The organism is Nonomuraea cavernae (genome assembly GCF_040655715.1).
In the GTDB taxonomy this organism is placed as follows: Bacteria; Actinomycetota; Actinomycetes; order Streptosporangiales; family Streptosporangiaceae; genus Nonomuraea; species Nonomuraea cavernae_A.
In genome coordinates this window covers 17,488-40,601 of the sequence record NZ_JBFAKL010000013.1, presented here as the reverse complement: position 1 = coordinate 40,601, position 23,114 = coordinate 17,488, and the positions used below count along the sequence as shown (strand labels likewise).

Genomic DNA, 23,114 nt, shown 5'->3' with positions numbered 1-23,114 from the left:
GACGGGTCTGGCCGGACGGGCGAAGCGGGATTACGTTCATGGTGTGAACGGCGCGCAGGAGACTCTGGTCTTCCTCATCGGGATGTCACTGGGACTGTTCGTGCTGATCAGCCTGCTCGTGATGGTGCCCGGCAGGAGCCCGTCCAGCGGGGCCGCGACAGGTCCGGTCTGGCTGGGCGGCCCGGGGCGCGGCGAGCACGGCGTCAGCACCTCCGGCCTCGCGCTGGACGACGAGGTGCCGCGCTGGGCGCCGGCTCCCGAGTCCGACTGGCTCGACGCCACCCGGACGGCCGAGCCCGGCGGCCGCTCCGGTGGCGCCTCGGCGGGGTGGTGACGATGCGCTTACTGAGCACGGCGCAGGCCGACGACGTCAGGAAGGCGCTCCTGGTCGCCGAACGCCGCAGCGGCCTGCGGTTCGGCCTCTTCGTCGGTCCGCCGGAGGGCCCGCGGCGGCACTTCGCCGAACGGCTGCACGCCGCGTTCGGTGATGAGGCCGACGATGCCGTGGTCATCCTCGTCGACGTCGCCGGTCGGGGCCTGGAGATCGTGACCGGAGCCGCCACCCGGCGCCGGTTGCCCGACTCGTCCTGCCGGTTGACCGCGATGTCGATGGCCACCGCGTTCAGCGTCGGCGACCTGGTGGGCGGCCTGTTGTACGGCATCGGCGCCCTGGGCGAGCAGGCCACGGCCAGACGGTAGGAAGGTGGCTAGCCGGGTTGGCGTTCGAGGAGGCCGACGATGTGCCGGCTGACGCCGTCGAGCAGCGTGGCGGGGGCGATGGACGCGCCGGCGATGGCCGAGAAGAGCGAGGGCAGGCCGGGCAGGGGGAAGTCGTCGTCCTTGAGCGCCGCCGCGCCGACCTCGTTCTTGTCGAGCACCGCCCGGCTGCGCTCCCAGGCGTCGAGCACCTCCTCCGGTGAGGGCACGCCGAAGCCGTGGCCGACGGGCGCCGCGTGGCGCAGCCGTACCAGAGGGGTCTCGGCGAAGGCCAGCGCGGTGCGGGCGCGAACGCCCAGGTCGGCGCGTGGCTCTGGGGCGATCCAGTGCATCGCCGTGCACGGTTTGCGGCAGGTGGAGACACAGACGGCCACCGCGCCGGCGACCTGGCTGTGCTGACGGTCGAAGTAGGCGCGCCAGCCCTCGGGCGGCTCGATCGACACCCGGAGGGTGCGGTTGGTGGCGGACTGCTCGGACTTGGTGTGGTCGCAGTCACGGTCGCCGATCACGCCGAACCTGCTGCCCGGGGCGCTCAGGCCCTCAGGCCACCGGGCGGGATCACCCGCGTGGCCGAGCTGCGGCTCGAACGCCAGCAACGGAAGGTATTCGCCGGCGATGTGCACGGCGGCGATCATGGGACTCAGCTCGCGCCGGTGCCAGCGGGCGGCGATCACCTCAAGAAGCAGCCCGTAGGCGGGCCGCAGCGACTCGAGCGCGCCGCGCGGCTGCTCGCGGGCGGTCTGCGGCATGTGGCACGCCCGGGCGCTCCGCCTCAGACCGGCCGGCACCGACCGCGCCTCGACGGCGAAGTCCTCGGCGTCGAGGGAGAGGAGCCGCTGCCCGAAGTCGCACACGTCGGCGACCTCGGGATCAGGGGCCAGCGCCCCGAGATCGGCGAACGCGTAGCGGCGGGCCAGTGCGATGAACAGGTCGCGAGTCGAGTTCACCTGATCACCTTCTCACGGCCCCGGAGGGCCGGAAGAACGCCGGACGTCAGGGGCAGGGCTCCCGGATGCACTGGATGTCGCCGGTCGGCTTGGGCTCCTCGGCGGTCGGCTCGGGCTCCTGCGGACCGGGCGAGGGTGGCTCCGTAGTCGGCTCGGGCTTCGGCGGCGAGGTGGTGGGCTTCGCGGTCGGCTCGGGCTCGCTGGTGGGCGTCGCGCTCGGTGTGGCCGAGGGGGTGGGTGTGGTGGCCGTCGCGACGGGAGCCGAGGAGCCCTTGGTCGGCGGCGCCTGCTGCTGCCGCACCGGCTGCCGGCCGCTCGGGGTCGCGCCCGGCGACGGCTCCTGGCTGGTCGACACCGCGGGGGGAACGGTGATCGGCTCGGCGGCGCTGTCGGGACGCATCCAGATCGAACCCGCCACGGCCACGGTCGCCGCGATCGAGGTGAAGATGGCCAGGCCCGCGGTCAGGATCCGGCGCCGCGCACTGGACCGCGCCTCGGACACCACGTGCGGCACGCCGGGCGCGGTGCCCGGCAGCGTGCTGTGCTCCGTGCCGGGCGCGGTGGCCGGCGACCCCGCCGACGCCGCGGCGGGCACGAACACGGGCGAGGTGGGCGATCCCATGGCCTGCCGCGCCGCCAGGGCGACCTCGTTGGCCGAGGTCCAGCGCCCCTCGGGCGTCTTCTCCAGGGCCCTCTCGACCACCTGGCGAGGCCCTGGCGGCACGTCGGCGGGCAACTCCGGGACGGGCGCGTGCAGGTGCTTGTAGATGATCTGCACGGGAGTGTCACCCTGGAACGGCAGCCGCCCGGTCAGGCACTCGTAGGCCACCACACCCAGGGAGTAGAGGTCGACAGCGGGCGTCACGTCGCCGGCCATGGCCATCTCTGGAGCGCAGTAGGCCGCCGAGCCCAGCATCGTGCCGGTGGCCGTCAGCTGGCCCGCCGAGACGGAGTGGGCGATGCCGAAGTCGGTGAGCGCGGCGCGGCCGTCGGACCGGATCATCAGATTGGCCGGTTTGACGTCGCGGTGCACGATGCCCTGCGCGTGGGCGGCGGCCAGCGCGTCGGCCACCTCGGCGACCAGCCGCATGGTGGCGTCGGGGCCGAGTGGGCCCCGGCGCAGCACGTGGTCGAGCGACTCGCCGTGGACGAGCTCCATCACCAGGAAGCTGAACCTGCGCTGGTCGACCTCGCAGGCGCCGTAGTCGTAGACGTCGACGACGCCGGGATGCCGGAGCGTGGCCATGGCCCTGGCTTCGTTCTGGAAACGCCGGGCGAACGCGGGATTCTCGGCCAGCGCCGGCATCATCACCTTGATGGCCACGGTGCGGCCGAGCACGCTGTCGTCGGCGCGCCACACCTCGCCCATGCCGCCACCGCCGAGGCGGTCGGTCAGCACGTAGCGATCATTGAGCGTGGTCCCGGGGCCGAACACGTTTCCGAGGCTAACATCGCGTCTTCGATGCGATCGCCGTTTCCGGAGGCCGCCGGGGACGGCCTCGTCGCTTCCCCACGACTTACCGGGCGGAAACGGACGGGCCCCGGTCGCGGCGCGCGGCCGGGGCCCGGTCAGGGCGCCTAGGAGGCGTCCTTGGCTCGGTTGCGCAGGGCGCGGCTGACCCCGTCGGCGCCTTCGAGGATCATGCGGCGCAGCGCCTGGGGCGGCTTGGCGGTGGCCAGGTAGTCCTGGGCCGCCACGACCGTCTCGGGCTCGATCAGCAGCGACGGGAAGCACCCGACCGCGAACGTCTGCGCCTGGTCGAACGTCCACTCCTGGTAGATCCGCCCGACCTCGGCGAAGTAGATCTCGCGGTAGGGCTCCAGCAGCTCGGGATGGTGCGGGTCCTGGAAGCCGCTGACCGTGGTGCGGGCGATGTGGTTGGCCAGCTTGCCGCCGACGATCGTCTCCCAGGCGGCGGCCTTGGCCTCGGCCGTGGGGATGGCCGCGCGGCACAGCGCCGCGGACCGCTCGCCGGTGGCGGTGGGGTCGCGCTTCAGCTCGGCGGCGATGTCCGCCTCGCCCAGCCCGCCCCCCGAGACCAGCGCGTGGACGAGCGTCCAGCGCAGGTCGGTGTCGACGCTCAGCCCCTCGGGGACGTCGGAGCCGTCGAGGATGGCGCGCAGCACGGCGAGGTCCTCGGCCGAGGTGGCCACCGGTGCGAAGGCCTGCAGATAGGCCAGCTGGTGGTCGGAGCCGGGCTCGGCCGTGGCCAGCAGCGACCTGAGCTTGGTGGAGAGCAGGGCGAGGCCCTCGGCCCGCCAGGCCGGGTCGGCGTACTGCTGCGCCGCCATCCGCGCCTGCCGGAGCACCGCCTGCAGCACCGTGATGTCCTTGACCGTGCCGGCGCCCGAGACGACCAGCCTGACGTAGTCGCGGGTGGACATCTCGCCGTCACGCGTCATGTCCCAGGCCGCCGACCAGCACAGGGCCCTGGGCAGCGACTCGGTGAAGCCGGTGATGCCGCCCGCGACCAGCGTGCCGAGCGAGCGCTCGTCCAGGCGGATCTTCGCGTACGTCAGGTCGTCGTCGTTGATCAGCACCAGGTCGGGCTGCTGCTCGCCGGCCAGCTCGGGCACGACCGTGCGGGCGCCCACGACGTCCAGCTCGACCCGCTTGGTCCGGGTGAGCACGCCGTCGGCCAGCGAGTAGAGGCCGATGGCGACGCGGTGCGAGCGCAGCGTCGGGTAGTCGGCCGGAGCCTCCTGCAGCACCTCGAAGCGCTCGAACCGGCCGTCGGGCGACACGGTGAACGACGGGCGCAGCGTGTTGACCCAAGCGGTCTCCAGCCATTCCTTCGACCAGGACGACAGGTCGCGGCCGGAGGTCCGCTCCAGGGCGCCGAGCAGGTCCTTCAGCTCGGTGTTGCCCCAGGCGTGCTCGGTGAAGTAGTCGCGCACGCCGGCCAGGAAGTTGTCCAGCCCCACGTAGGCGACCAGCTGCTTGAGCACCGAGGCGCCCTTGGCGTAGGTGATGCCGTCGAAGTTGACCTCGACCGCCTGCATGTCGGGGATGTCGGCGGCGATCGGGTGCGTGGAGGGCAGCTGGTCCTGGCGGTAGGCCCAGGACTTCTCCACGTTCGCGAACGTGGTCCACGCGCCCTTGCCCCAGTGGGTGGCCTCGGCCTGCGCCAGCACGGACATGTAGGTGGCGAACGACTCGTTCAGCCACAGGTCGTCCCACCAGCGCATGGTGACGAGGTCGCCGAACCACATGTGGGCCATCTCGTGCAGGATCGTCTCGGCCCGCCGCTCGACCACGGCGTCGGTGACGCGGGAGCGGAAGACGTAGTCCTCGAGATAGGTCACGCAGCCGGCGTTCTCCATCGCGCCCGCGTTGAACTCCGGCACGAACAGCTGGTCGTACTTGCCGAACGGGTAGCGCACGCCGAACACCTGGTGGAAGAAGTCGAACCCCTGCCGGGTGACCTCCAGGATGTTGTCGGCGTCGAGGTGCTCGGCGAGCGAGGCGCGGCAGTAGACGCCGAGCGGGATGCCGTCGTGCTCCGACGTCACCTTGTGGTAGGGCCCGGCGACCAGCGCGGTGATGTACGTGGACATGACCGGCGTGGCCGGGAACCGCCAGCGCTTGGCGGGCTGCACGGCCCCGTGCCTGCCGCCCTCGGCGGGCAGGTCCTCGACCGACGCCGCGGCGGCGTTGGAGACGACCTCCCAGTCGCCCGGCGCCAGCACGGTCAGCTCGAAGGAGGCCTTGAGGTCGGGCTGGTCGAAGCAGGCGTACATGCGGTGCGCGTCGGCCGTCTCGAACTGGCTGTGCAGGTAGACCCGCTGGTCGACGGGGTCGACGAACCGGTGCAGGCCCTCGCCGCTGCGCATGTAGGCGCAGTCGGCGTCGACGCGCAGCACGTTGGACGCGGCCAGCGAGGGAAGCGGGAAGCGGCCCTTGTCGGCGTCGTAGGCGGAGACGTCGAGCTCGACGCCGTTGAGCGCGACCTGCCGCACCTGGGCGCCGTGCAGGTCGATGAAGGTGGACGCGCCGGGCCTGTCGGTGGTGAAACGGACCGTCGTGACGCTTTCGAAGCGTTCGTCGCCTTCTGTCAGATCGAGCGCGACCTCGTACGACTCGACATTCAGCAGCCGAGCACGCTCGCGAGCTTCGTCTCGGGTCAGGTTGCCTGCCAAGTTGCGCTCCTTTACACCACTTCGTTGGGGTATGCCGGTATCCTGCCACGCTGGGAATAGGAGACGGGCTCCCCCAGGTTATGGCCCAGCATGACTGCGAAGACTCCTGTGGATCTGTGGTTCGATCCTTCCTGCCCGTTCGCCTGGCTGACGTCACGATGGCTGCTCGAAGTCGAGAAGGTCCGGCCCGTCGAGCCGCGCTGGCACATCATGAGCCTTACCGTCCTCAACGAGGACAAGGAGGTTGACGAGGCCTACCGGGAGGGGATCGCCAAGGCCATGGAGCCGGTCCGGGTGATCACCGCCGCCGCGGCGAAGTACGGCGACTCCGTGATCGGCCCGCTCTACACCGAGATCGGCACCCGGCTGCACAACGAGGGCCGCAACAAGCAGCCCGACCAGTTGCGCGAGGTCCTCAAGGAGTCGCTCGCGGCCGTCGGGCTCGACACGGAGCTGGTCGCGGCCGCGGAGTCCGAGGAGTTCGACGCCGCCGTACGCGAGTCGCACAACACCGGCATCGAGCTGGTCGGCCAGGAGGTCGGCACCCCTGTGATCCGCGTCGGAGCCAATGCCTTCTTCGGCCCCGTCATCACCCGCGTCCCGCGCGGCGAGGAGGCCGGCCGCCTCTGGGACGGCGTGCTCCTGGTGACCGCGTTCGAGGACTTCTTCGAGATCAAGCGCTCCCGTACGCGCCCGCTGACATTCGACTGAGTTCGGAACAACACCCGCAATCCCGGGCGCATGCCTTTACTCTGCTGAAAAGGGTGCGTCAAGCGCCTGTCCTCGCTTTGTGACGGCAGGCGCGCGAGGATGGGGGCTATGCGTCAGCTTTACATCGGCGGTGCCTGGACCGCTTCGGCCTCGGGTGAGGCGATCGAGGTTGTCAACCCGGCCACGGAGGAAATCATCGACCGGGTGCCCGCGGGCTCCCCTGACGACGTGGAGAGAGCGGTCCTGGCCGCGCGAAGAGCCTTCCCCTCCTGGTCGGCCACCGCGCCGGCCGAGCGGGGCAAGCTGCTGGCCGCGGCCGCCGAGCTGCTGAAGGAGCGCGCCGACGAGATCGCGCGGACGATCGCGACCGACATGGGCGCACCGCTCGGCTTCGCGCTCAAGGTGCAGACCCTGATGCCCGCCGGAGTGCTGGCCTCCTTCGGCCGGCTGGCCGAGAACCACCCGCGCGAGTCACGCGTCGGCAACTCGCTCGTGGTCAAGGAGCCGGTCGGCGTGGTCGCGGCGATCACCCCGTGGAACTACCCGCTGCACCAGATCATCTGCAAGGTCGCCCCGGCGCTGGCCGCGGGCTGCACGGTCGTCCTCAAGCCGAGCGAGGTGGCGCCGCTGGCCGCCTACGCGCTGGCCGGCATCTTCCACGAGATCGGGCTGCCGCCCGGCGTGTTCAACCTGGTCAGCGGGCGGGGCCCGGTGGTGGGCGAGGCCATGGCCGCGCACCCCGAGGTCGACATGATCTCCTTCACCGGCTCGACGGCCGCGGGCCGCAGAGTGGCCGCGCTGGCGGCCGAGACGGTCAAGCGCGTCGCGCTGGAGCTGGGCGGCAAGTCCGCCAACATCATCCTGCCCGACGCCGATCTGGGGGTGGCCGTCAAGGTCGGCGTCGCCAACTGCTTCGTCAACGCCGGCCAGACCTGCACCGCGTGGACCCGCATGATCGTCCACCGCGACCAGTACGACGAGGCCGTCGGCCTGGCCGTCGAGGCGGCGCGCAAATACACCGTCGGCGACCCGTTCGACGAGGCCACCCGGGTCGGCCCGCTCGTCTCCGCCACCCAGCGCGACCGGGTGGTCCACTACATCAACCGGGGCCAGGAGGAGGGCGCCCGGCTGGTGGCCGGTGGCACCGAGCCGCCCCTGGACCGCGGCTACTTCGTCGAGCCGACGATCTTCGCCGCGGTCGAACCCGGCATGACGATCGAGCAGGAGGAGATCTTCGGCCCGGTGCTGTCGATCATCCCCTACACCTCCGAGGACCAGGCGGTGCAGATCGCCGACGGCACCAGGTACGGCCTGTCCGGAGCGGTCTGGTCCGCCACCGAGGAGCGAGCCGTCGCGCTGGCCCGGCGGCTCCGCACCGGCCAGGTGATGATCAACGGCGGCGCGTTCAACCCGATGGCGCCCTTCGGCGGCTACAAGCAGTCGGGCGTGGGCCGTGAGCTGGGCGAGCACGGTTTCGACGAGTACCTCGAGATCAAGTCGCTGCAGCTGTGACCCCGTGGCGGCCGATCCGGCCGATCTGGCCGCCACGGCCGTCAGAGGAGCATGCCGCCGGTGGCCAGGAGGTTCTGCCCCGTGATCCAGCGCCCGTCGGGGCCGGCCAGGAAGGCGACGACGGCCGCGATGTCGTCGGGCCGGCCGAGCCGCCCCAACGCGGTGAAGACGGGCGCCTGCTCCAGCGCCTCCGGCGGGTTGCCGGCGCGCAGCATCTCGGTGTCGGTGGCGCCGGGCGAGACGATGTTGACGGTGATCCCGCGTCCGCCCAGCTCGCGCGCCGCCACCTTGGCGAACTGCTCGACCGCCGCCTTGCTGGCCGCGTAGAGGGCGATGCCGGGCGCGGGCAGCGAGGTGTTGAGGCTGGAGATGTTGATGATCCGGCCGCCGTCGCGCATCACCCTGCCCGCCCACTGGATGGCCAGGAACGTCGCGCGGGCGTTGACCGCGAACACTCGCTCGTAGGTCTCCCTCGTCACGTCGGCGATGGGTCCCTGACCGCCCTCGGCCGCGTTGTTGACCACGATGTCGACGCCCGGCAGTCGTTTCTCCGCCATGGCGAACAGCCGGGCGAGGTCCTCCTCGCTGCCCTGGTCGGCGCGTACGGCCAGCGCGCCCGTCTCGGCGGCCACCCGCTCGGCCGCCTCGGTGCTGGTGTGGTAGCTGAACACCACGTCGGCCCCGTCGGCGGCCAGCCGCTCCACGATGGCCCGGCCGATGCCGCGAGAGCCCCCGGTCACCAACGCGCCCATGCCCGAAAGTCTCGAAAGTGAGGTCATGCCGCCAACCTACGCCTTCAGCATGATCTTGCGGGCTTCGCTCTTGGGCAGCCGGTCGAGGTACAGCCTGCCGTCGAGATGCTCGCTCTCGTGCTGGAAGCACCGGGCCAGCGAGCCGCGCGCCTTCACCCGTACGGGCCGGCCCAGCCGGTCGAAGCCCTCGACCGTTACCCCGGAGGCCCGCGCGACCGGCGCGTACGACGGCCGGCCCACCTGCCGGTCGGGGACGGACAGGCAGCCCTCCTCGTCGAGGATCTCCTCCGGATCGTCCACGGTCAGCACGGGGTTGACCACGTGACCCTTGCGGCCGCTGATGTCGTAGACGAACAGCCTCCGGGACACGCCGATCTGCGGGCCGGCCAGGCCGACCCCGTTCACCGCGTACATCGCCTCGAACATCTCGTCGATCAGGCGGCGCAGCTCGCGGTCGAAGCCCTCCACGGGCTCCGCGGGCGTGCGCAGGACCGGGTCGCCGATCACACGGATCTCACGCATGGGTGCTCTGCTTCCGTAAGGAGTGGGTAAGGGTAGGGTCCCTTACTCTAGCCAGAGCGCACGCGCCCGGGAGTCCGATGGACGGCGCTGTGGAAGACTGGAGCCGTGCGCGTCTACATCGGTGCCGACCATGCCGGCTATGAGTTCAAGAACCATCTCGTGTCCTGGCTGAAGGACCACGGTCACGAGGTGACCGACTGCGGTCCCTTCGTCTACGACGCCGAGGACGACTATCCGGCGTTCTGCCTGCGGGCGGCCGAGGGCGTCGCCGGCGACCCGGGCAGCCTGGGCGTGGTCATCGGCGGGTCCGGCAACGGTGAGCAGATCTCCGCCAACAAGGTGCGCGGCATCCGCGCCGCCCTGGCCTGGAGCGAGGAGACGGCCCGGCTCGCCCGCGAGCACAACAACGCCAACGTGGTCAGCGTGGGCGCCCGGATGCACTCCACCGAGGACGCCACCAGGTTCGTCGAGGTCTTCCTGGCCACGCCCTTCTCCGGCGCCGAGCGCCACAGCCGCCGCATCGCCCAGGTCGAGACCTACGAGACCATCGGCCAGCTGCCCTCGCTGCCCTAACCGCCGCGGCGCTTGGGATCGCGCCTCGGCATCTCGTCACGCAGGGGCCGCCGGTCGGCGGCCTCCTGCTGCTCCTTCGACGGTTTCGACACGTCGCGCGCGCGCATCGCGGTGACCGCCGTGATCTGCAAACTCTGCAGCGCCATGCTTCGGAGACTACGTCAGAAGGTCAGCCCCGCCCATGGTTTCGGGCTCCACGACATCGCCGTGGCCAGCGCCCGCACCGCGCCGGGCGAGTGCTCGCGCAGCAGCCCGGCGTCGAGCTGCGTGGTGAGCAGGCCGTCGCCCAGGTACGCCGAGCCGAGCGACGCGACCGGCAGCGTCACGTCGGGCTCGACCTCGACCGGCTTGCACTCGGCGCCCGTCGGATCGGCGCTCAGCCGCCAGCGGCGGGCGTTCCACGGGCACACGTCGTCCTCGACCTCGATGACCACGTCGACGGCCGCCGAGTAGGACCGTGCGGTCAGCGCCCGGTCGACCTCGACCAGCCGGACCCAGAGCTCGTCCGACCATGACGCGCGCAGCTGCCGCGGGTCGGCCAGCAGCGCGACGATCGGGTCGTCGACCGGCCTGCCGCCCACCTCCACCCGGGAGACCAGGTCACGGTCGAGCACGCTGCGCCACAGCAGCGCGTACGCCGCCGGATCGGACGCCTCCAGCTCATACAGCTTCAGCTCGCCGTTGGGCACGCCGTTGGAGTCCCAGCTCGCCTTGATCCGGAACAGCGCGTAGCCGCGTAGGCCCCCGTCGTCCTCGGCGATCACCGAACGCAGTATGCCGTCACCGCGCTGGTCGATCTCCTCGTCGGCCAGCTGGCCCGTCCAGAACTCCTCCTTGCGCAGGTAGCGGCCGGGGCGCCGGGGCACGATCGACGCGAACAGCCGCTCGAAGTCGCCCCTCGCCTCGGCCGGCCTCGCCACCCGGATCCGGAGCGACGGGTCGACGGGAGCGTTCCGGACGAAGGCCGAGCCGTGCGTGTGGATCCGGAACGACAGCTCCCCGGCGGCCCGGCCGTAGCCGAACCTGCCGTAGATCGCCGCCTCGGAGGCGTAGAGGGCGGCGACGGCCTCGCCCCGCTCGCGGATGTCGTTCAGCTGCCGGCGCATCAGCGCGGACAGCACGCCACGGCGGCGGTGCGAGGGAAGGACGCTGACGCCTGTCACGCCACCGACCGGGATCTGCCCGCCCGGCACGGTCATCGTGAGGCTGAAGACGGCCGTGACGCCCGCGATGACCTCGCCGTCGAACGCCGCCAGGGTGCGGTCGAACTCGGTCTGCGCCTTGTACCGTGCGGACTGCTGAGGATGCGGCGTCCAGCCGAACCCCTCGGAGAGCACCTCGGCGAACGCCGGCCACTCGGCCTCGTCAACCGGACGGATCGGATACGTCATCCGTCCACCGTATGAGCGGCCAGGAGTGAGGGCCACCGATTATCAGGCAAGATGATCAAGGTGTTGGTCAAGTGGGCTGCCCAAAGGCGGGCCAGACCGCTACAGTCAGGCGCATCATGAGTTCCCGTCCGGCGCCGCTGATCCCGCCATGGCTCCGTGCGCTCCTCGTACGGGTGCCGTTCCTGGTGTCCGCCGTACGGTTTCTCCGGAGAGGGCCGCTGGCCCGCGACCGCAACCTGCTGGTCACCCTCACCGTGCTGACGCTCCTGGTGGGCCTGCTGGCCGCCCGCGTCTCGACCGAGTGGTTCTCGCCCTCGCTGCTCATCCTCATCACCCTGCTCGGCGGGCTGCAACTGCGCCTCGCCAGCCTGGGCAAGCTGCTCGTGGCCGTCGTCGTCGCGCTCGGCTACATCGCTTTCACCCTCGGCGTGGGCCGGATCGGGCTCGGCCTCATGGTGACCATCGGCTTCACCACCGTCCTGGCCGTGCTCATGGCCCGCACCCGCGGCAAACTCGGGGTGCAGGGGTTGCGCGGCGACGCGATGCTGCTGGAGCTGCGTGACCGGCTCAAGAGCCAGGGCGAGCTGCCCGCGCTGCCCAAGGACTGGGGCGCCAAGGTCGTGCTCAAGCAGGCGGGCGGGTCCTCCTTCGGCGGCGACTTCCTGGTCTCCATGCGCGCCGACGACAAGGTGGAGATCGCCCTGGTCGACGTGTCGGGCAAGGGCGTCGACGCGGGCACCAGAGCGCTGCTGCTGTCGGGCACCTTCGGCGGGCTGCTCGGCTCGGTCGACGACTTCCTGCCGGCCTGCAACGCCTACCTCCACCGCCAGCGAGGCGACGAGGGGTTCGTGACCGCCGTGCACGTCCGGCTCGATCTCACGACGGGCGCCTACACGATCACCTCGGCCGGCCATCCGCCGGTGGTGAAGTTCGACGCGGGCACCGGCAACTGGCAGGTCGCCACGGCCAAGGGCGTGGTGCTGGGCGTGGTGCCCGACCTGCACTGCGAGCCCGACAGCGGCACCCTGCGCAAGGGCGACGCGTTGCTGCTGTACACCGACGGGCTGATCGAGGAGCCCGGCCGCGACATCGACGCCGGGCTCGACAAGCTGCTCGGCGAGGCGGAACGGCTGCTGCCGTCGGGGTTCCGCGACGGCGCGCGGGCGCTGGTCAACGTCATGTCGTCGGGCCACAACGACGACTGCGCGCTGGTGCTCATCTGGCGCCCATAGCGCCCGCGTGGCAAGCCCTGTGGTGCCCCTGTAGTGACGAACGACATGGGTCGCACCATGACCGACCGCATGGCCCAACCATGATCGTGGTCACTGGCCGGTGCGCTGGAGTCCTGGGATTCTCGTAACGCTCTGCCCATGAGCCCGAGCCCCGGGGGAGCGGCGCGGCTCCGTCCGGGGTTCGGCCCGCTCGTGGCGGTCAGAGCCAGCCTGAGTCGCTGGCGATGCGTACGGCGTCGAGGCGGTTGCGCGCGCCGGTCTTGCACATGATCCGCGACAGGTGGTTGCGCACGGTGCCGACCGTCAGGAACAACTGGTCGGCGATCTCCGCGGACCGGGCGCCACCGGCGGCGATGCGCAGCACGTCGACCTCCCGCCGAGTCAGCGGGTTGGCGGCGCACTGCAGGGCGGCGATCGCCAGCTCCGAGTCGATCGCCCGGCGGCCCGCCGCGACCTGCCGCAGGCCCTCGGCCAGCTGCTCGGGAGCGACGTCGAGACTCATGAAGCCGAGCGCGTGCGCGGCCAGGGCCCTGCGCACCTGGCCGGGGGTCGGCTGGGCGGACAGGATCAGCGCCCGGCAGCCGGGCGCCTTCTCGTGCAGCCGTGCTACGGCGGGAATTCCGCCCGAACCGGGCAGGTCCAGGTCGATGACCGCCGTGTCTGGCTCACAGGTGAGCGCCGCGGGCAGCACGTCCTCGGCGCTGCCCACCTCGGCGACGACCTGCAGGTCAGGCTCGGCGTCGAAGGAGGCGACCAGGCCGCGCCGCACCAGCGGCAGGTGCTCGGCGACCAAAATCCGGATCAAGGCGCCCCCTTCGTCATGCCTCAGAGTGATCGTTTGATCTCATACTGTCAACGCAGTCTGGCGATTCCGCAAAGGGTGCGCAAGCCATCCAGGTGGGGAGAGTTCGACTAGTCTGATTCCGTCAAGACCTTTCCGCCGGCCGGGAGCGCGCGTATATGGACTGGCTCTTCCTCGCGGGGATCGCCATTTTCTTCATCGGGCTGATGGTGTCCATCGCACTGCACGAGATCGGCCACCTCGTGCCGGCCAAGCTCTTCGGTGTCCGGGTGCCCCAGTACATGGTCGGCTTCGGGCCGACGGCCTGGTCCCGGAGGAAGGGCGAGACCGAGTACGGCGTCAAGTGGCTGCCGCTCGGCGGCTACATCCGCATGATCGGCATGCTGCCGCCCCGGCCGGGCGACGACCCCACCAAGCTCAGGGGCAGCTCGACGGGCCCGTTCCAGAACCTGATCGAGACCGCTCGCGAGGTGGCCCAGGAAGAGGTCCGGCCCGGCGACGAGGACCGCGTCTTCTACCGGAAGAAGTGGTGGCAGAAGGTCATCATCATGTCCGGCGGCCCGGCGATGAACTTCGTGCTGGCGTTCGTGTTCTTCTCGATCCTGCTGGTCGGCATCGGCCTGCCCGCCTACGCCCCGATCGTGTCCCCGCAGACCCACACGTGCGTGATCCCGGCCGGTGAGAAGCGCACCGAGTGCAAGTCCACCGACCAGCCCACCCCCGCCGCCAAGGCGGGCATGAAGCCCGGTGACGAGATCGTCTCCTTCAACGGCCGGCCGGTCTCCTCCTGGGACGACGCCACCCGTCAGATCCGCTCACACGGCGCGGGCGCCGTCAAGATCGGCATCCTGCGCGACGGCAAGCCCACGACGCTCGACGTCACGCTCATCGCCCAGGACCGGCCGAAGCTCGACGACCCGGCGACGATCGAGAAGAACGTCGGCTTCCTCGGCGTCAGGCCCACCGAGGTCATGCAGAAGCAGAGCATGGGCCAGGTGGTCGGCTACATGGCCGAGTTGACCGGCAGGGTGGCCGTCTCGCTGGTCAAGCTGCCGGAGAAGATGGTCGGTGTGTGGCACGCCGCCTTCTCGGGCCAGGAACGCGATCCCGAGGGCCCGGTCGGCGTCGTGGGCGCCGGGCGCATGGGCGGCGAGATCCTCGCCTCCGACATGACCGGCATCCAGAAGTACGCCTTCTTCGTCAACCTGCTGGCCGGCTTCAACCTGGCGATCGGCATGTTCAACCTGATCCCGCTGCTGCCGCTCGACGGCGGCCACATCGCGGGCGGCCTCTGGGAGGGCATCAAGCGCGGCTATGCCCGGGTCATGCGGCGGCCCGAGCCCGCCTACGTCGACATCGCCAAGGTGCTGCCGCTCACCTACGCGCTGGCCTTCGTGATGATCATCATGGCCGGTCTGCTCGTGTACGCCGACCTGTTCAATCCGCTCAGGCTCACCGGGTGATCCGAGGGATGGATCCGCTGGACGAGCTGCGCAGGCTCTGCCTGGCCCTGCCCGAGACCACCGAACGACTCAGCCACGGCGAGCCGACCTGGTTCGTCAGAGGCAGGAAGACGTTCGTCAGCTACGCCGACCATCACCACGACGACCGGCTGGGCTTCTGGTGCGCGGCCCCTCCTGGAGTGCAGGAGGAGCTGGTGGCCGAGGACCCCGCCCGGTTCTTCCGCCCGCCGTACGTCGGCCACCGGGGCTGGCTCGGCGTCTACCTCGACGTCGAGGTGGACTGGGCGGAGATCGCGGAGATCGTCGCCGACGCCTACCGCGTGATCGCGCCCAAGTCCCTCGTGGCCCGCATGCCCTGACGGTTACGCGAACTGTCCTCTTGATGGGCCACCGCCGTAAGTCGCTCCCGTCAGCCGTGTTCGGCGGCTTCGCGGGCGAAGTACTCCGCCACGACCCTGGTGTGGAGCGTGAAAGCCAGCTCCCGTGGCCCGGCGATCAGCGACCAGCCGGTCGTCTCGGCCGTGGCCGCCATCGGAGGGAGGGCGGCCGAGCCGATCCGCGGCCCCAGCGCGAAGATCAGCACGGTGCCGTCGGGAGCGCTGAGCACGTCGAAGAGCCGCACGTCAGCCACGTCCACGACGACCCCCGTCTCCTCGCGGAGCTCCCGGACGGCAGCCCGCTGCCAGGACTCGCCCATGTCGATGAAACCGCCGGGCAGGGCGAGCTCACCACGGCCCGGCTCGATGGCACGGCGCACCACCAGCAGGCGGTCGTCCACCGGCAGCAGCATCACCGCGACCGGCAGCGGATTGAGATAACCGGTGTTGCCGCAGCCGGAACAGGCCCGAGGCCATGCCTGGTCAGGGGTGAACGCCTGACCGCAGTAGGAGCAGTGCGAGTTCTTGATCGCCATGATGGGAGACTAGGCCCCTCGGCAACGCGCGCCCGAGCCGGATGACGGTGTCGCGTCTCAGGGCGCTTGAGCGGCGAACGTCCCCTGGGTTCGGTGGCGGAGAGGCTTCTTCCAGTGGTGCGAATGCTGCTTCACCGCGCGAGCAGCGGAAGCGCCGGGAAGGTGTGGTCCTGCCACAGCAGCCGCGAGGTCTCTTCCGGGTAGGCGGCGACCATCGACGGCGTGTCGAAGAGCTGTGTGAGGCGGTGGTCGGCGTCGTACGCAGGCCAGCCCGGGTCGCCGTGAGCGGCGAACGCCGTCCACGCCCCGCGGATCTGCGCGGACAGCTCCTCCGCCACCGGGGAGGGCGGGTCGCCGATCAGCATGGCGGGCTGTCCGCTGCTTAGGTTGCCGAAGACGAGCGGCACGTCCAGGCCGTGGCAGGCGCCGAGGGCACCGCCTGAGCCCGGAGTGGACCAGGTCAGTTCGTAGAGGTGGGCCTGGCCGCCGCCGGCGATCTGCGCGTCGGCAAGGTGGAGGCTCGGCATGCGGAACAACCAGTCCGCGTTGACCAGCTCGTACAGCTCCTCATCGGCCGCGGCCGGGAACGCCTCCCGGTACCGGCGTGCACCGTCCGGGCCGGGGGCGAGCATGCGCAGAGCGGTCTCGGTCTGCTCATGCGTGACCTGGCCGAAGACGCCGTCGATCAAGCTGAACAACCGGTGCTCGTCACGCGTGTGCCCGATGAGAAGCCCGACGTCCCGGGCGGCGCCATGGGCCAGCGCCTGCCAAGGGGTCACCGGCAGGACGTCACCGTCGACGACCGGTGCGAACGGAATCGGCCGGTGGGTGATCTGCCCCCAGCGCTCCCGCCACCGGACCGTCTTGGCGAAGATCGCGTCGCCCGCGGCGGGCAGCCGGGCCGGGGCCACCGCCGACAGGCCGGACACCGTGGGCCGTACCCCCAGCTCCGCGGCGCAGGCGGCGGCGATGTCGGCGGCCAACTCGGGGGAGAAGAACGTCCCCGGCACGCTCTGCGCGACCGCCCGGCGGAAGAGCCCGGCGGCGCGCGGCATGGCGAGCAGCGCGGCGACCGATCCGCCACCCGCCGACTGCCCGAAGACCGTGACCCGGTCCGGATCGCCGCCGAACACCCTGATGTTGTCCCGCACCCACCGCAAGGCCGCGACCTGGTCGAGCAGGCCCCGGTTGGCCGGGGCTCCGTCGATCTGGGCGAAACCCTCGATACCGAGACGGTAGTTGAGGGTCACGACCACGGTTCCGCTCCCGGCCAGGTGCCCGGCGTCGTATTCCGGGAGGCTGGAGTCGCCCATGGCGTAACCGCCACCGGGGATCCACACCATCACCGGGAGCCCTGCCGCCGGATCCGCTTCCGGTGTCCAGACGTTGAGCGTCAACCAGTCGTCGCCGGCGGTGTCCTGAGACACCCCGAGCACGCCGGACTGCGGGGGCGGCGGGCCGTACGCGACCGCCGGGCGCACACCGTCCCAGCTGCGCACCGGCTGCGGCGCGGCGAAACGGAGGGCGCGTACCGGCGGCTCGGCGAACGGAATGCCGCGGAAGACCGCCAAGCCCGCTTCCCGGCCGCCGCGGAGGACGCCGGCCGCCGTGCGGACTTCCGGCTCGGACTCGGACGGCTTGCTGGATGCGGTGACGGCCACTTCGCGGTTTCCTCTCCGTTCCTGCTCGGCCGAGCATCCCAGTGCGCGCCATCCGCGGGCAAAGCATTTAGGGGCAGCCCACACGCGCCTGAAATCCGGCCCGGCGGGGGCGGTCCACGGCGATGTGCCGCCTCCGGCAGCCCTGCCGGAGGCGGCGAGGTCGCGTCACGCGACGGCGGTCCCCTCAAGCTCGACCATCAGGTCGGGGACCGCCAGCCGTGTCACCCCGAGCATCGTGGTGGACGGTGCCACCCCGGCGGCGCCCAACCGCGACGCCAGCACGCCGTAGTGCTCGAAAAGCCGATCGACGTCGGTGGTGTAGACATTGAGCCGGACGAGGTTCGCGAGGGACATGCCGGCCTCGCCGAGCACGGCCTCCAGGTTGTCGAGGGTCAGCGCCAACTGCGCCGCCATGTCACCGCCATGCTGGGGCTTGCCGTCACCGCTCATCGCGGTCTGCCCAGAGCAGTAGAGGGTCCGGGTGTGCCCGGAGACGATCTCACCCTGGTTGTAGCCCATCTCCACCGACCACGCCCACGGGTTGACCGCCGTTCGCTCCATTGCCACATCAGCTCCATTCGTTTCGTCGAGAGTTCGTACGTCCATCGGCTCGGTAGCCGCCATGCTCTGGTCGTGTTGATGAGCCTTCCAACAAATCACGACATCCTGTGTCGTATATTTCGGTAGAGTTCTGGTATGCGCGCAGACCGGTTGGTCTCGCTGGTGCTGCTGCTGCGGCGGCACGGTCGGCTGTCCGCGGCCACGCTGGCCCGCGAGCTGGAGGTATCCACCCGCACCGTGCTGCGCGACATCGAGGCGCTGTCCGCGGCCGGCGTGCCGGTCTACGCCGAACGTGGCCGGCACGGCGGTTTCGCGCTTTTGCCCGGTTTCCGGACCGAGCTCACCGGGCTGAACCCCGACGAGGCCCTTGCCCTGCTGGTAGCCGGATCGCGGCGCGGCGCGCAGGCATTCGGCCTCGGCTCGGCGCTCGCTTCGGCGATGCTCAAGGTGGTTGACGCGCTCCCCGAAAGCTATCGGGACACCGCGGCCGGCGCGGCCGAGCGATTGCTCATCGACCCCGAGACCGACCTCCTCTCGCGCCGGGTGGCCGCTGAGGAGGTGCCTGACGCCATAGCGGCCGAGGTCCTGCGCGCGGTGTTCGCCGGACACAAGCTGCAGATCCACTACGCGGCCGTGGACCAGACCCCGAAGTGGCGCACGGTGGACCCGATCGGCCTGGTCACCATACGCGACCGGGGCTACTTGCTGGCCACGAGGTCTGGCGCGGACCGCACCTACCGGCTGTCCCGTGTCTTGGCCGCCAAGGAACTCGCCGAACCCGCACAGCGACCAGACCGGGTCGATCTGGACCGGGCCTGGCAGGAACGCAGCACGCGGTTTCGGGCCGGCGGCGACCAGGTCACCGTGCTGGTGCGGGTGAACCCGGCGCGGCGGGAGGACCTGCTGGGCACCGCGCTGGCCGTCCGCGCCGAGGAACCCGGCGCGGATGGCTGGCTGCGGCTGGAGGTGACCTTCCAAGATTCACGACACGCCGAATGGGCGCTGTGGCAGCTCAGTACGAACGCGGAAGCCCTGGCCCCGCAGTGGTTGCGCACCTCCCTGCGCGACCGCGCCGCCGCGATCGTCACCCGCTACGGAGTGTCATCCTGAGAGTTCGCATGACCGGCGAGAACAGCCATGTCTCCGTCGCCCGCGAGGTGCGCGAGGGTGGAAACGACGTCGTCGACAGTGCCATGGCGACCTGACGCGGTCACGCCGCTGAACATCGGGTCCGCGGCCCGTCGCCCGATTCGCGTGGGTGTCGATCGTCCGTTTCGAGGTGCGACCGGTCCTGCCGCTCTCCCATGTCCCCGTCCGGGTGGCGATCCACCGATCGGTGGATCGCCTCCACCGCTCGGTTGAGCCGACGCCTCCACCGCTCGGCAGCCAGGTCCCGTCTCCTGGCCGGTGTTGGAAGAAGTGCTGGTCGTAGCAGGCTGAATGCGCCAATCGCCGATGGGCCGAACCCGAAAGGACGCGCGCATGCCACCAGTGATCGAGGTACGCGACCTCCACAAACGCTATGACGACAAGATCGCGGTCGATGATGTCTCGCTCACCGTCCAGGAGGGTGAGATCTTTGGCATCCTCGGCCCGAACGGCGCCGGCAAGACGACGACCGTGGAGTGCATCGAGGGCCTCCGCATGCCGGATCGCGGTGAGATCAGGGTGCTCGGGCTCGACCCCCTCCGGGACCGCGCCGAGCTGACCCGGCGGCTCGGCGTCCAGTTGCAGGCCGGCCACCTCCCCGAGCGGCTACAGGTCGCCGAGGCCCTGGAGCTCTACAGCTCCTTCTACTCCGAGCCCGCCGACTGGCGCGCGCTGCTGGACGGCCTCGGCCTGGCGGACAAGGCGAAGACCAGGTACGCCAAGCTGTCCGGCGGCCAGAAACAACGGCTCTCGATCGCGCTGGCGCTCATCGGCAACCCCCGGGTGGCGATCCTGGACGAGCTCACCACCGGTCTCGACCCGCAGGCCCGGCGCGACACCTGGGACCTGATCGAGGACGTGCGCTCTCGAGGGGTGACGATCGTGCTGGTCACCCACTTCATGGAGGAGGCCGAGCGGCTGTGCGACCGGCTCGCGCTGATCGACGCCGGCCGTGTCGTCATGGTGGACACCCCGGCCGGTCTGACCGAGCGGGCGCGCATCGAGCAGCGGATCCAGTTCCGCCCGTCCAGGCCGATGGACGACCGCCTGCTGACGAGCCTGCCCGACGTCTCCGGCGTCACCCGCCGGGGTGAGCTGGTCATCGTCAGCGGCAACGACAACGCGCTCAACGCCGTCACCACCGTGCTGGCCCGCAACCAGATCGTGGCCGAACAGCTGCGTGTCGAGCAGGCAAGCCTGGAGGACGCGTTCGTCCAGTTGACCGGCAAGCGCCTCGAACCCGGCCCTCGGTAACACATCACAGAGAGGACCTCATACCCATGTCAGCCCTGCGCACCGCCGCACCCCCCGTCACCGCCGAGCGAAGTTCCGCGACGTGGCGGCTCATCAAGGCCGAGAGCACGTTGTGCGTCCGCGACAAGGTCGCCCCCCTTTGGGGTATCGGCTTCCCGCTGGTCCTGTTGATCATCCTCGGCAGCGTCTCCGATCTGCGGGAGCCCGTGGAGGGCGGCGGCGGCCTGACGTACTTCGACCTCTACGTCCCTGTTCTGGTCCTGTTCAATCTCGCCGTCCTGGCCACGGCCGCCCTGCCGACCACGCTCGCGGGATACCGCGAGAACGGCGTGCTGCGGCGCATGCGGACCACGCCCGTCGGCCCGGCCCGCGTGCTCGCCGGCCAGCTCGTGGCCAACTTCGCCATCGCGGTCATCGCGATGGTCCTGTTCCTCGCGGTGGCCGGGGTCGGCTTCGGCGTCGACCTGCCGAAGCACCTTCTCGGTTTCGCCCTCGCCTGGCTGCTCGCGGCGGCCGCGCTGCTCGCGATCGGCCTGCTGATCTCCGCGCTCGCGCCCGGGCGTGGCCCGGCCACGGCGATCGGCACGGTGCTGTTCTTCCCGATGATGTTCTTCGCCGGACTCTGGGTGCCGATCTCGCAGATGCCGCCGCTGCTGCGGGACATCGCCCACTACACCCCGCTCGGTGCGGGCATGGGGGCGTTCCAGGACGCGTACCTGGGTCACTTTCCGTCCGCCGTGCCGCTGTTGACCCTGGCGGCCTATGCGGTGGTGTGCGCGTTCGTCGCGGTCCGCTGGTTCCGCTGGGAATAGACGCTGGGAATGGACGCTGGAATAGAATCCCGCGGGGAGAGGGAGTTTTGAGCAGGGAGATTTCGCAACAGCCGCCGTTCCTCCTGGTCAACGTGGTGCCGTACACGCTGCTGGCGCTCCTCGTCCCGATCCTGATGATCGTGGAGGACTGGGCGGGCGGCTCGTTGCTCATCGACCTCGGCCTGTGCGCGCTGGCGGCCGCGTGGATGCTCGGCATGTTCACCCTGCGTCCCGGCTGGCGGGACCGGCCACGGATCATGGGGGTGTTCGTCGTCGGGCTGCTCGTGATCACCGCGGTCCTGGTGGCCCGTAACCCCGTTTTCGGGCTCTTCACCCCTGCCGCCTACATCTACTCCTTCACGGTCCTGCGCTGGCCGTGGCGGCTGCTGGGCGTGGCCGCCGCGGCGGTCCTGGCCGGTATGGCGCAGGCGTCCAGCGTCCCCAAGACGGACGCGCTCGGCCTGACGATGCACGTGACCATCGTCGCCTTCAACATCGCCATGATGTGCGCCTGCGCCTGGGTCCTGCGGCGCGGCGAGAGGGAGGATGAGCGGCGCGAGCAGACCCTCGAAGAGCTGAGCCGGACGAACCGGTTGCTGGAGGCGTCGCTCGCCGAGAACGCCGGCCTGCATGCCCAGCTGCTCGCCCAGGCCAGGGAGGCGGGTGTGCTCGACGAGCGCCAGCGGATGGCCCGCGAGATCCATGACACCCTGGCGCAGGGGCTCACCGGCATCATCGCGCAACTCCAGGCGGCCGAGCAGATGCACGAGGTCCCGGCGCCGTGGCGCCGGCCTTTCGCAGCCGTCAAGAACCTGGCGAGGGAGAGCCTGGCCGAGGCGCGGCGCTCGGTCGACGCGCTCCGGCCCGAGCCGTTGCAGACCGCGCGCCTGAGCGACGCACTTGCCGACGTCGCTGACCGCTGGTCGAAGCTGCACGGGCTCGCCGTTCACGTCACGACGACCGGCACGGTACGGCCGATGACACCGGAGGCCGAGTTCGCGCTGCTGCGCACGGCACAGGAGGCATTGGCCAACGTGGCCAAGCACGCGCACGCGACCAGGGTCGGGGTGACACTGTCGTACTTGGAGCACGAGGTCGCGTTGGACGTACGTGACGACGGCAAGGGCTTTGATCCCGCGGGTCTCGAAGCCGGCACGGCCGCAACCGGCGGGTCATGGCCGTCGTCCCGCGGCGGCGGATTCGGCCTGGCCATCATGCGTCAGCGCGTCGAAGGACTGTCCGGCACTTTGCAGATCGAGTCCGAGCCCGGCGCCGGCACCGGGATCTCGGCCTGCCTTCCCACCCTGCCGGCCGGGAGCCACGCATGACCGATCACGCGGCCGAGCCGGTAGCCAAGACCCCGATCCGGTTGGTGATCGCGGACGACCATCCCGTCGTCAGGGATGGGCTGAGCAGCATGTTCGCCTCCGCGCCCGGATTCGAGGTGCTGGGCGAGGCCGCGGACGGCGCCGCCGCCGTACGGCTCGCCCAGGAGCTCCGGCCCGACGTGATCCTGATGGACCTGCGCATGCCGGGCATGGACGGGCTGACCGCGATCAACGAGCTGACCAGGCTCGGTGTCACCGCGCGCGTGCTGGTTCTGACGACCTACGACACCGATACCCACGTCCTTCCGGCGATCGAGGCGGGTGCGACCGGCTACCTGCTCAAGGACTCTCCCCGGGAGGACCTGCTGCGAGGTGCGCGGGCCGCCGCCAAGGGCGAGAGCGTGCTGTCCCCTGCGGTGGCGGCACGGCTGATGAACCGGGTCAGGACACCCGCGCCGCAACTGCTCAGCCAGCGTGAGCTCGAGGTCCTCGAACTCGTGGCGGCCGGCAACACCAACCGTGAGACGGCCGCCCGGCTGTTCATCACCGAGGCCACGGTCAAGAGCCACCTGCTGAACATCTACGCCAAGCTCGGCGTGGGGGACCGCGCCGCCGCCGTCACCGAGGCGTTCAACCGAGGTTTGCTCGTCCCGCGAACGCCTGAGCGGTCCTGA

General features: G+C 70.8%; 24 protein-coding genes. 13 read left to right on the top strand and 11 right to left on the bottom strand.

Annotation, left to right across the window (positions count from 1 at the left end):
* Positions 1-43: 43 nt before the first annotated feature.
* Both AB0I38_RS20310 and AB0I38_RS20305 read left to right on the top strand, forming a co-directional pair.
* Complete coding sequence (locus tag AB0I38_RS20310; RefSeq protein ID WP_358469906.1) at positions 44-334, top strand: hypothetical protein; 291 nt, start codon at positions 44-46, stop codon at positions 332-334.
* A gap of 2 nt (positions 335-336) precedes the next feature.
* On the top strand, positions 337-699 hold the full coding sequence (locus AB0I38_RS20305) for a DUF5130 family protein (RefSeq protein WP_358469903.1): 363 nt from the start codon (positions 337-339) through the stop codon (positions 697-699).
* Positions 700-707: 8 nt separating this feature from the next.
* On the opposite strand, the gene AB0I38_RS20300 is transcribed toward AB0I38_RS20305, so the two are convergent.
* The 3 genes from AB0I38_RS20300 to pepN all read right to left on the bottom strand — a co-directional run bounded on the left by AB0I38_RS20300 (position 708) and on the right by pepN (position 5,804).
* Positions 708-1,664, bottom strand: a complete 957-nt coding sequence (locus AB0I38_RS20300) for a hypothetical protein (protein ID WP_358469900.1) — start codon at positions 1,662-1,664, stop codon at positions 708-710.
* A gap of 46 nt (positions 1,665-1,710) precedes the next feature.
* A complete protein-coding gene (locus AB0I38_RS20295) occupies positions 1,711-3,099 on the bottom strand; it encodes a serine/threonine-protein kinase (RefSeq protein ID WP_358469897.1) in 1,389 nt (462 codons plus the stop codon).
* Between the two features lie 143 nt (positions 3,100-3,242).
* On the bottom strand, positions 3,243-5,804 hold the full coding sequence (pepN, locus tag AB0I38_RS20290; RefSeq protein WP_358469894.1) for an aminopeptidase N: 2,562 nt from the start codon (positions 5,802-5,804) through the stop codon (positions 3,243-3,245).
* Between the two features lie 90 nt (positions 5,805-5,894).
* Here pepN and AB0I38_RS20285 point away from each other — a divergent pair, with 90 nt between their 5' ends.
* Together AB0I38_RS20285 and AB0I38_RS20280 are read left to right on the top strand one after the other, a co-directional pair.
* A complete protein-coding gene (locus AB0I38_RS20285; RefSeq protein ID WP_358469891.1) occupies positions 5,895-6,515 on the top strand; it encodes a mycothiol-dependent nitroreductase Rv2466c family protein in 621 nt (206 codons plus the stop codon).
* Between the two features lie 108 nt (positions 6,516-6,623).
* Positions 6,624-8,027 (top strand): aldehyde dehydrogenase family protein, encoded by a 1,404-nt coding sequence (locus AB0I38_RS20280; RefSeq protein WP_358469888.1) that lies wholly within the window; start codon positions 6,624-6,626, stop codon positions 8,025-8,027.
* 41 nt (positions 8,028-8,068) lie between these two features.
* On the opposite strand, the gene AB0I38_RS20275 is transcribed toward AB0I38_RS20280, so the two are convergent.
* Both AB0I38_RS20275 and def read right to left on the bottom strand, forming a co-directional pair.
* A complete protein-coding gene (locus AB0I38_RS20275) occupies positions 8,069-8,806 on the bottom strand; it encodes an SDR family oxidoreductase (protein WP_358469884.1) in 738 nt (245 codons plus the stop codon).
* A 9-nt stretch (positions 8,807-8,815) separates the two neighbouring features.
* Positions 8,816-9,301, bottom strand: a complete 486-nt coding sequence (gene def, locus AB0I38_RS20270) for a peptide deformylase (protein WP_358469881.1) — start codon at positions 9,299-9,301, stop codon at positions 8,816-8,818.
* 105 nt (positions 9,302-9,406) lie between these two features.
* Here def and AB0I38_RS20265 point away from each other — a divergent pair, with 105 nt between their 5' ends.
* Complete coding sequence (locus tag AB0I38_RS20265) at positions 9,407-9,874, top strand: ribose-5-phosphate isomerase (RefSeq protein WP_358469878.1); 468 nt, start codon at positions 9,407-9,409, stop codon at positions 9,872-9,874.
* Here AB0I38_RS20265 and AB0I38_RS20260 read toward each other — a convergent pair.
* Complete coding sequence (locus AB0I38_RS20260; RefSeq protein ID WP_358469875.1) at positions 9,871-10,020, bottom strand: hypothetical protein; 150 nt, start codon at positions 10,018-10,020, stop codon at positions 9,871-9,873. The genes AB0I38_RS20265 and AB0I38_RS20260 overlap by 4 nt on opposite strands.
* A 15-nt stretch (positions 10,021-10,035) precedes the next feature.
* Positions 10,036-11,265 carry a GNAT family N-acetyltransferase gene (locus AB0I38_RS20255; protein ID WP_358469872.1) on the bottom strand — a complete coding sequence of 410 codons (1,230 nt, stop codon included), beginning with the start codon at positions 11,263-11,265 and terminating at the stop codon, positions 10,036-10,038.
* A 116-nt stretch (positions 11,266-11,381) separates the two neighbouring features.
* On the opposite strand from AB0I38_RS20255, the gene AB0I38_RS20250 reads away from it, so the two are divergent.
* Positions 11,382-12,497, top strand: coding sequence for a PP2C family protein-serine/threonine phosphatase (locus AB0I38_RS20250; protein WP_358469869.1), 1,116 nt, complete (start codon positions 11,382-11,384; stop codon positions 12,495-12,497).
* 199 nt (positions 12,498-12,696) lie between these two features.
* On the opposite strand, the gene AB0I38_RS20245 is transcribed toward AB0I38_RS20250, so the two are convergent.
* On the bottom strand, positions 12,697-13,302 hold the full coding sequence (locus AB0I38_RS20245) for a response regulator transcription factor (RefSeq protein WP_358469866.1): 606 nt from the start codon (positions 13,300-13,302) through the stop codon (positions 12,697-12,699).
* A 155-nt stretch (positions 13,303-13,457) separates the two neighbouring features.
* Here AB0I38_RS20245 and AB0I38_RS20240 point away from each other — a divergent pair, with 155 nt between their 5' ends.
* Positions 13,458-14,762 (top strand): M50 family metallopeptidase, encoded by a 1,305-nt coding sequence (locus tag AB0I38_RS20240; protein WP_358469863.1) that lies wholly within the window; start codon positions 13,458-13,460, stop codon positions 14,760-14,762.
* Positions 14,759-15,121 (top strand): MmcQ/YjbR family DNA-binding protein, encoded by a 363-nt coding sequence (locus AB0I38_RS20235; RefSeq protein ID WP_358469860.1) that lies wholly within the window; start codon positions 14,759-14,761, stop codon positions 15,119-15,121. Before AB0I38_RS20240 ends, AB0I38_RS20235 begins: the two co-directional genes overlap by 4 nt.
* 50 nt (positions 15,122-15,171) lie before the next feature.
* On the opposite strand, the gene AB0I38_RS20230 is transcribed toward AB0I38_RS20235, so the two are convergent.
* The 3 genes from AB0I38_RS20230 to AB0I38_RS20220 all read right to left on the bottom strand — a co-directional run bounded on the left by AB0I38_RS20230 (position 15,172) and on the right by AB0I38_RS20220 (position 17,897).
* Positions 15,172-15,675, bottom strand: coding sequence for an NUDIX domain-containing protein (locus AB0I38_RS20230; protein ID WP_358469857.1), 504 nt, complete (start codon positions 15,673-15,675; stop codon positions 15,172-15,174).
* A 131-nt stretch (positions 15,676-15,806) separates the two neighbouring features.
* Complete coding sequence (locus tag AB0I38_RS20225) at positions 15,807-17,336, bottom strand: carboxylesterase/lipase family protein (RefSeq protein ID WP_358469854.1); 1,530 nt, start codon at positions 17,334-17,336, stop codon at positions 15,807-15,809.
* A gap of 165 nt (positions 17,337-17,501) precedes the next feature.
* A complete protein-coding gene (locus AB0I38_RS20220; RefSeq protein ID WP_358470335.1) occupies positions 17,502-17,897 on the bottom strand; it encodes a RidA family protein in 396 nt (131 codons plus the stop codon).
* A gap of 135 nt (positions 17,898-18,032) precedes the next feature.
* Between AB0I38_RS20220 and AB0I38_RS20215 the strand changes: the two genes are divergently transcribed.
* From AB0I38_RS20215 to AB0I38_RS20195, 5 genes are all read left to right on the top strand, one after another.
* A complete protein-coding gene (locus AB0I38_RS20215) occupies positions 18,033-19,007 on the top strand; it encodes a helix-turn-helix transcriptional regulator (protein ID WP_358469851.1) in 975 nt (324 codons plus the stop codon).
* A gap of 372 nt (positions 19,008-19,379) precedes the next feature.
* Entirely contained in the window at positions 19,380-20,300 is a 921-nt protein-coding gene (locus tag AB0I38_RS20210) for an ABC transporter ATP-binding protein (RefSeq protein ID WP_358469848.1), read from the top strand.
* Positions 20,301-20,326: 26 nt separating this feature from the next.
* Positions 20,327-21,112 carry an ABC transporter permease gene (locus AB0I38_RS20205; RefSeq protein ID WP_358469845.1) on the top strand — a complete coding sequence of 262 codons (786 nt, stop codon included), beginning with the start codon at positions 20,327-20,329 and terminating at the stop codon, positions 21,110-21,112.
* Between the two features lie 47 nt (positions 21,113-21,159).
* A complete protein-coding gene (locus AB0I38_RS20200; RefSeq protein WP_358469842.1) occupies positions 21,160-22,440 on the top strand; it encodes a sensor histidine kinase in 1,281 nt (426 codons plus the stop codon).
* A complete protein-coding gene (locus AB0I38_RS20195) occupies positions 22,437-23,114 on the top strand; it encodes a response regulator transcription factor (protein WP_358469839.1) in 678 nt (225 codons plus the stop codon). The genes AB0I38_RS20200 and AB0I38_RS20195 overlap by 4 nt, the downstream gene beginning before the upstream one ends.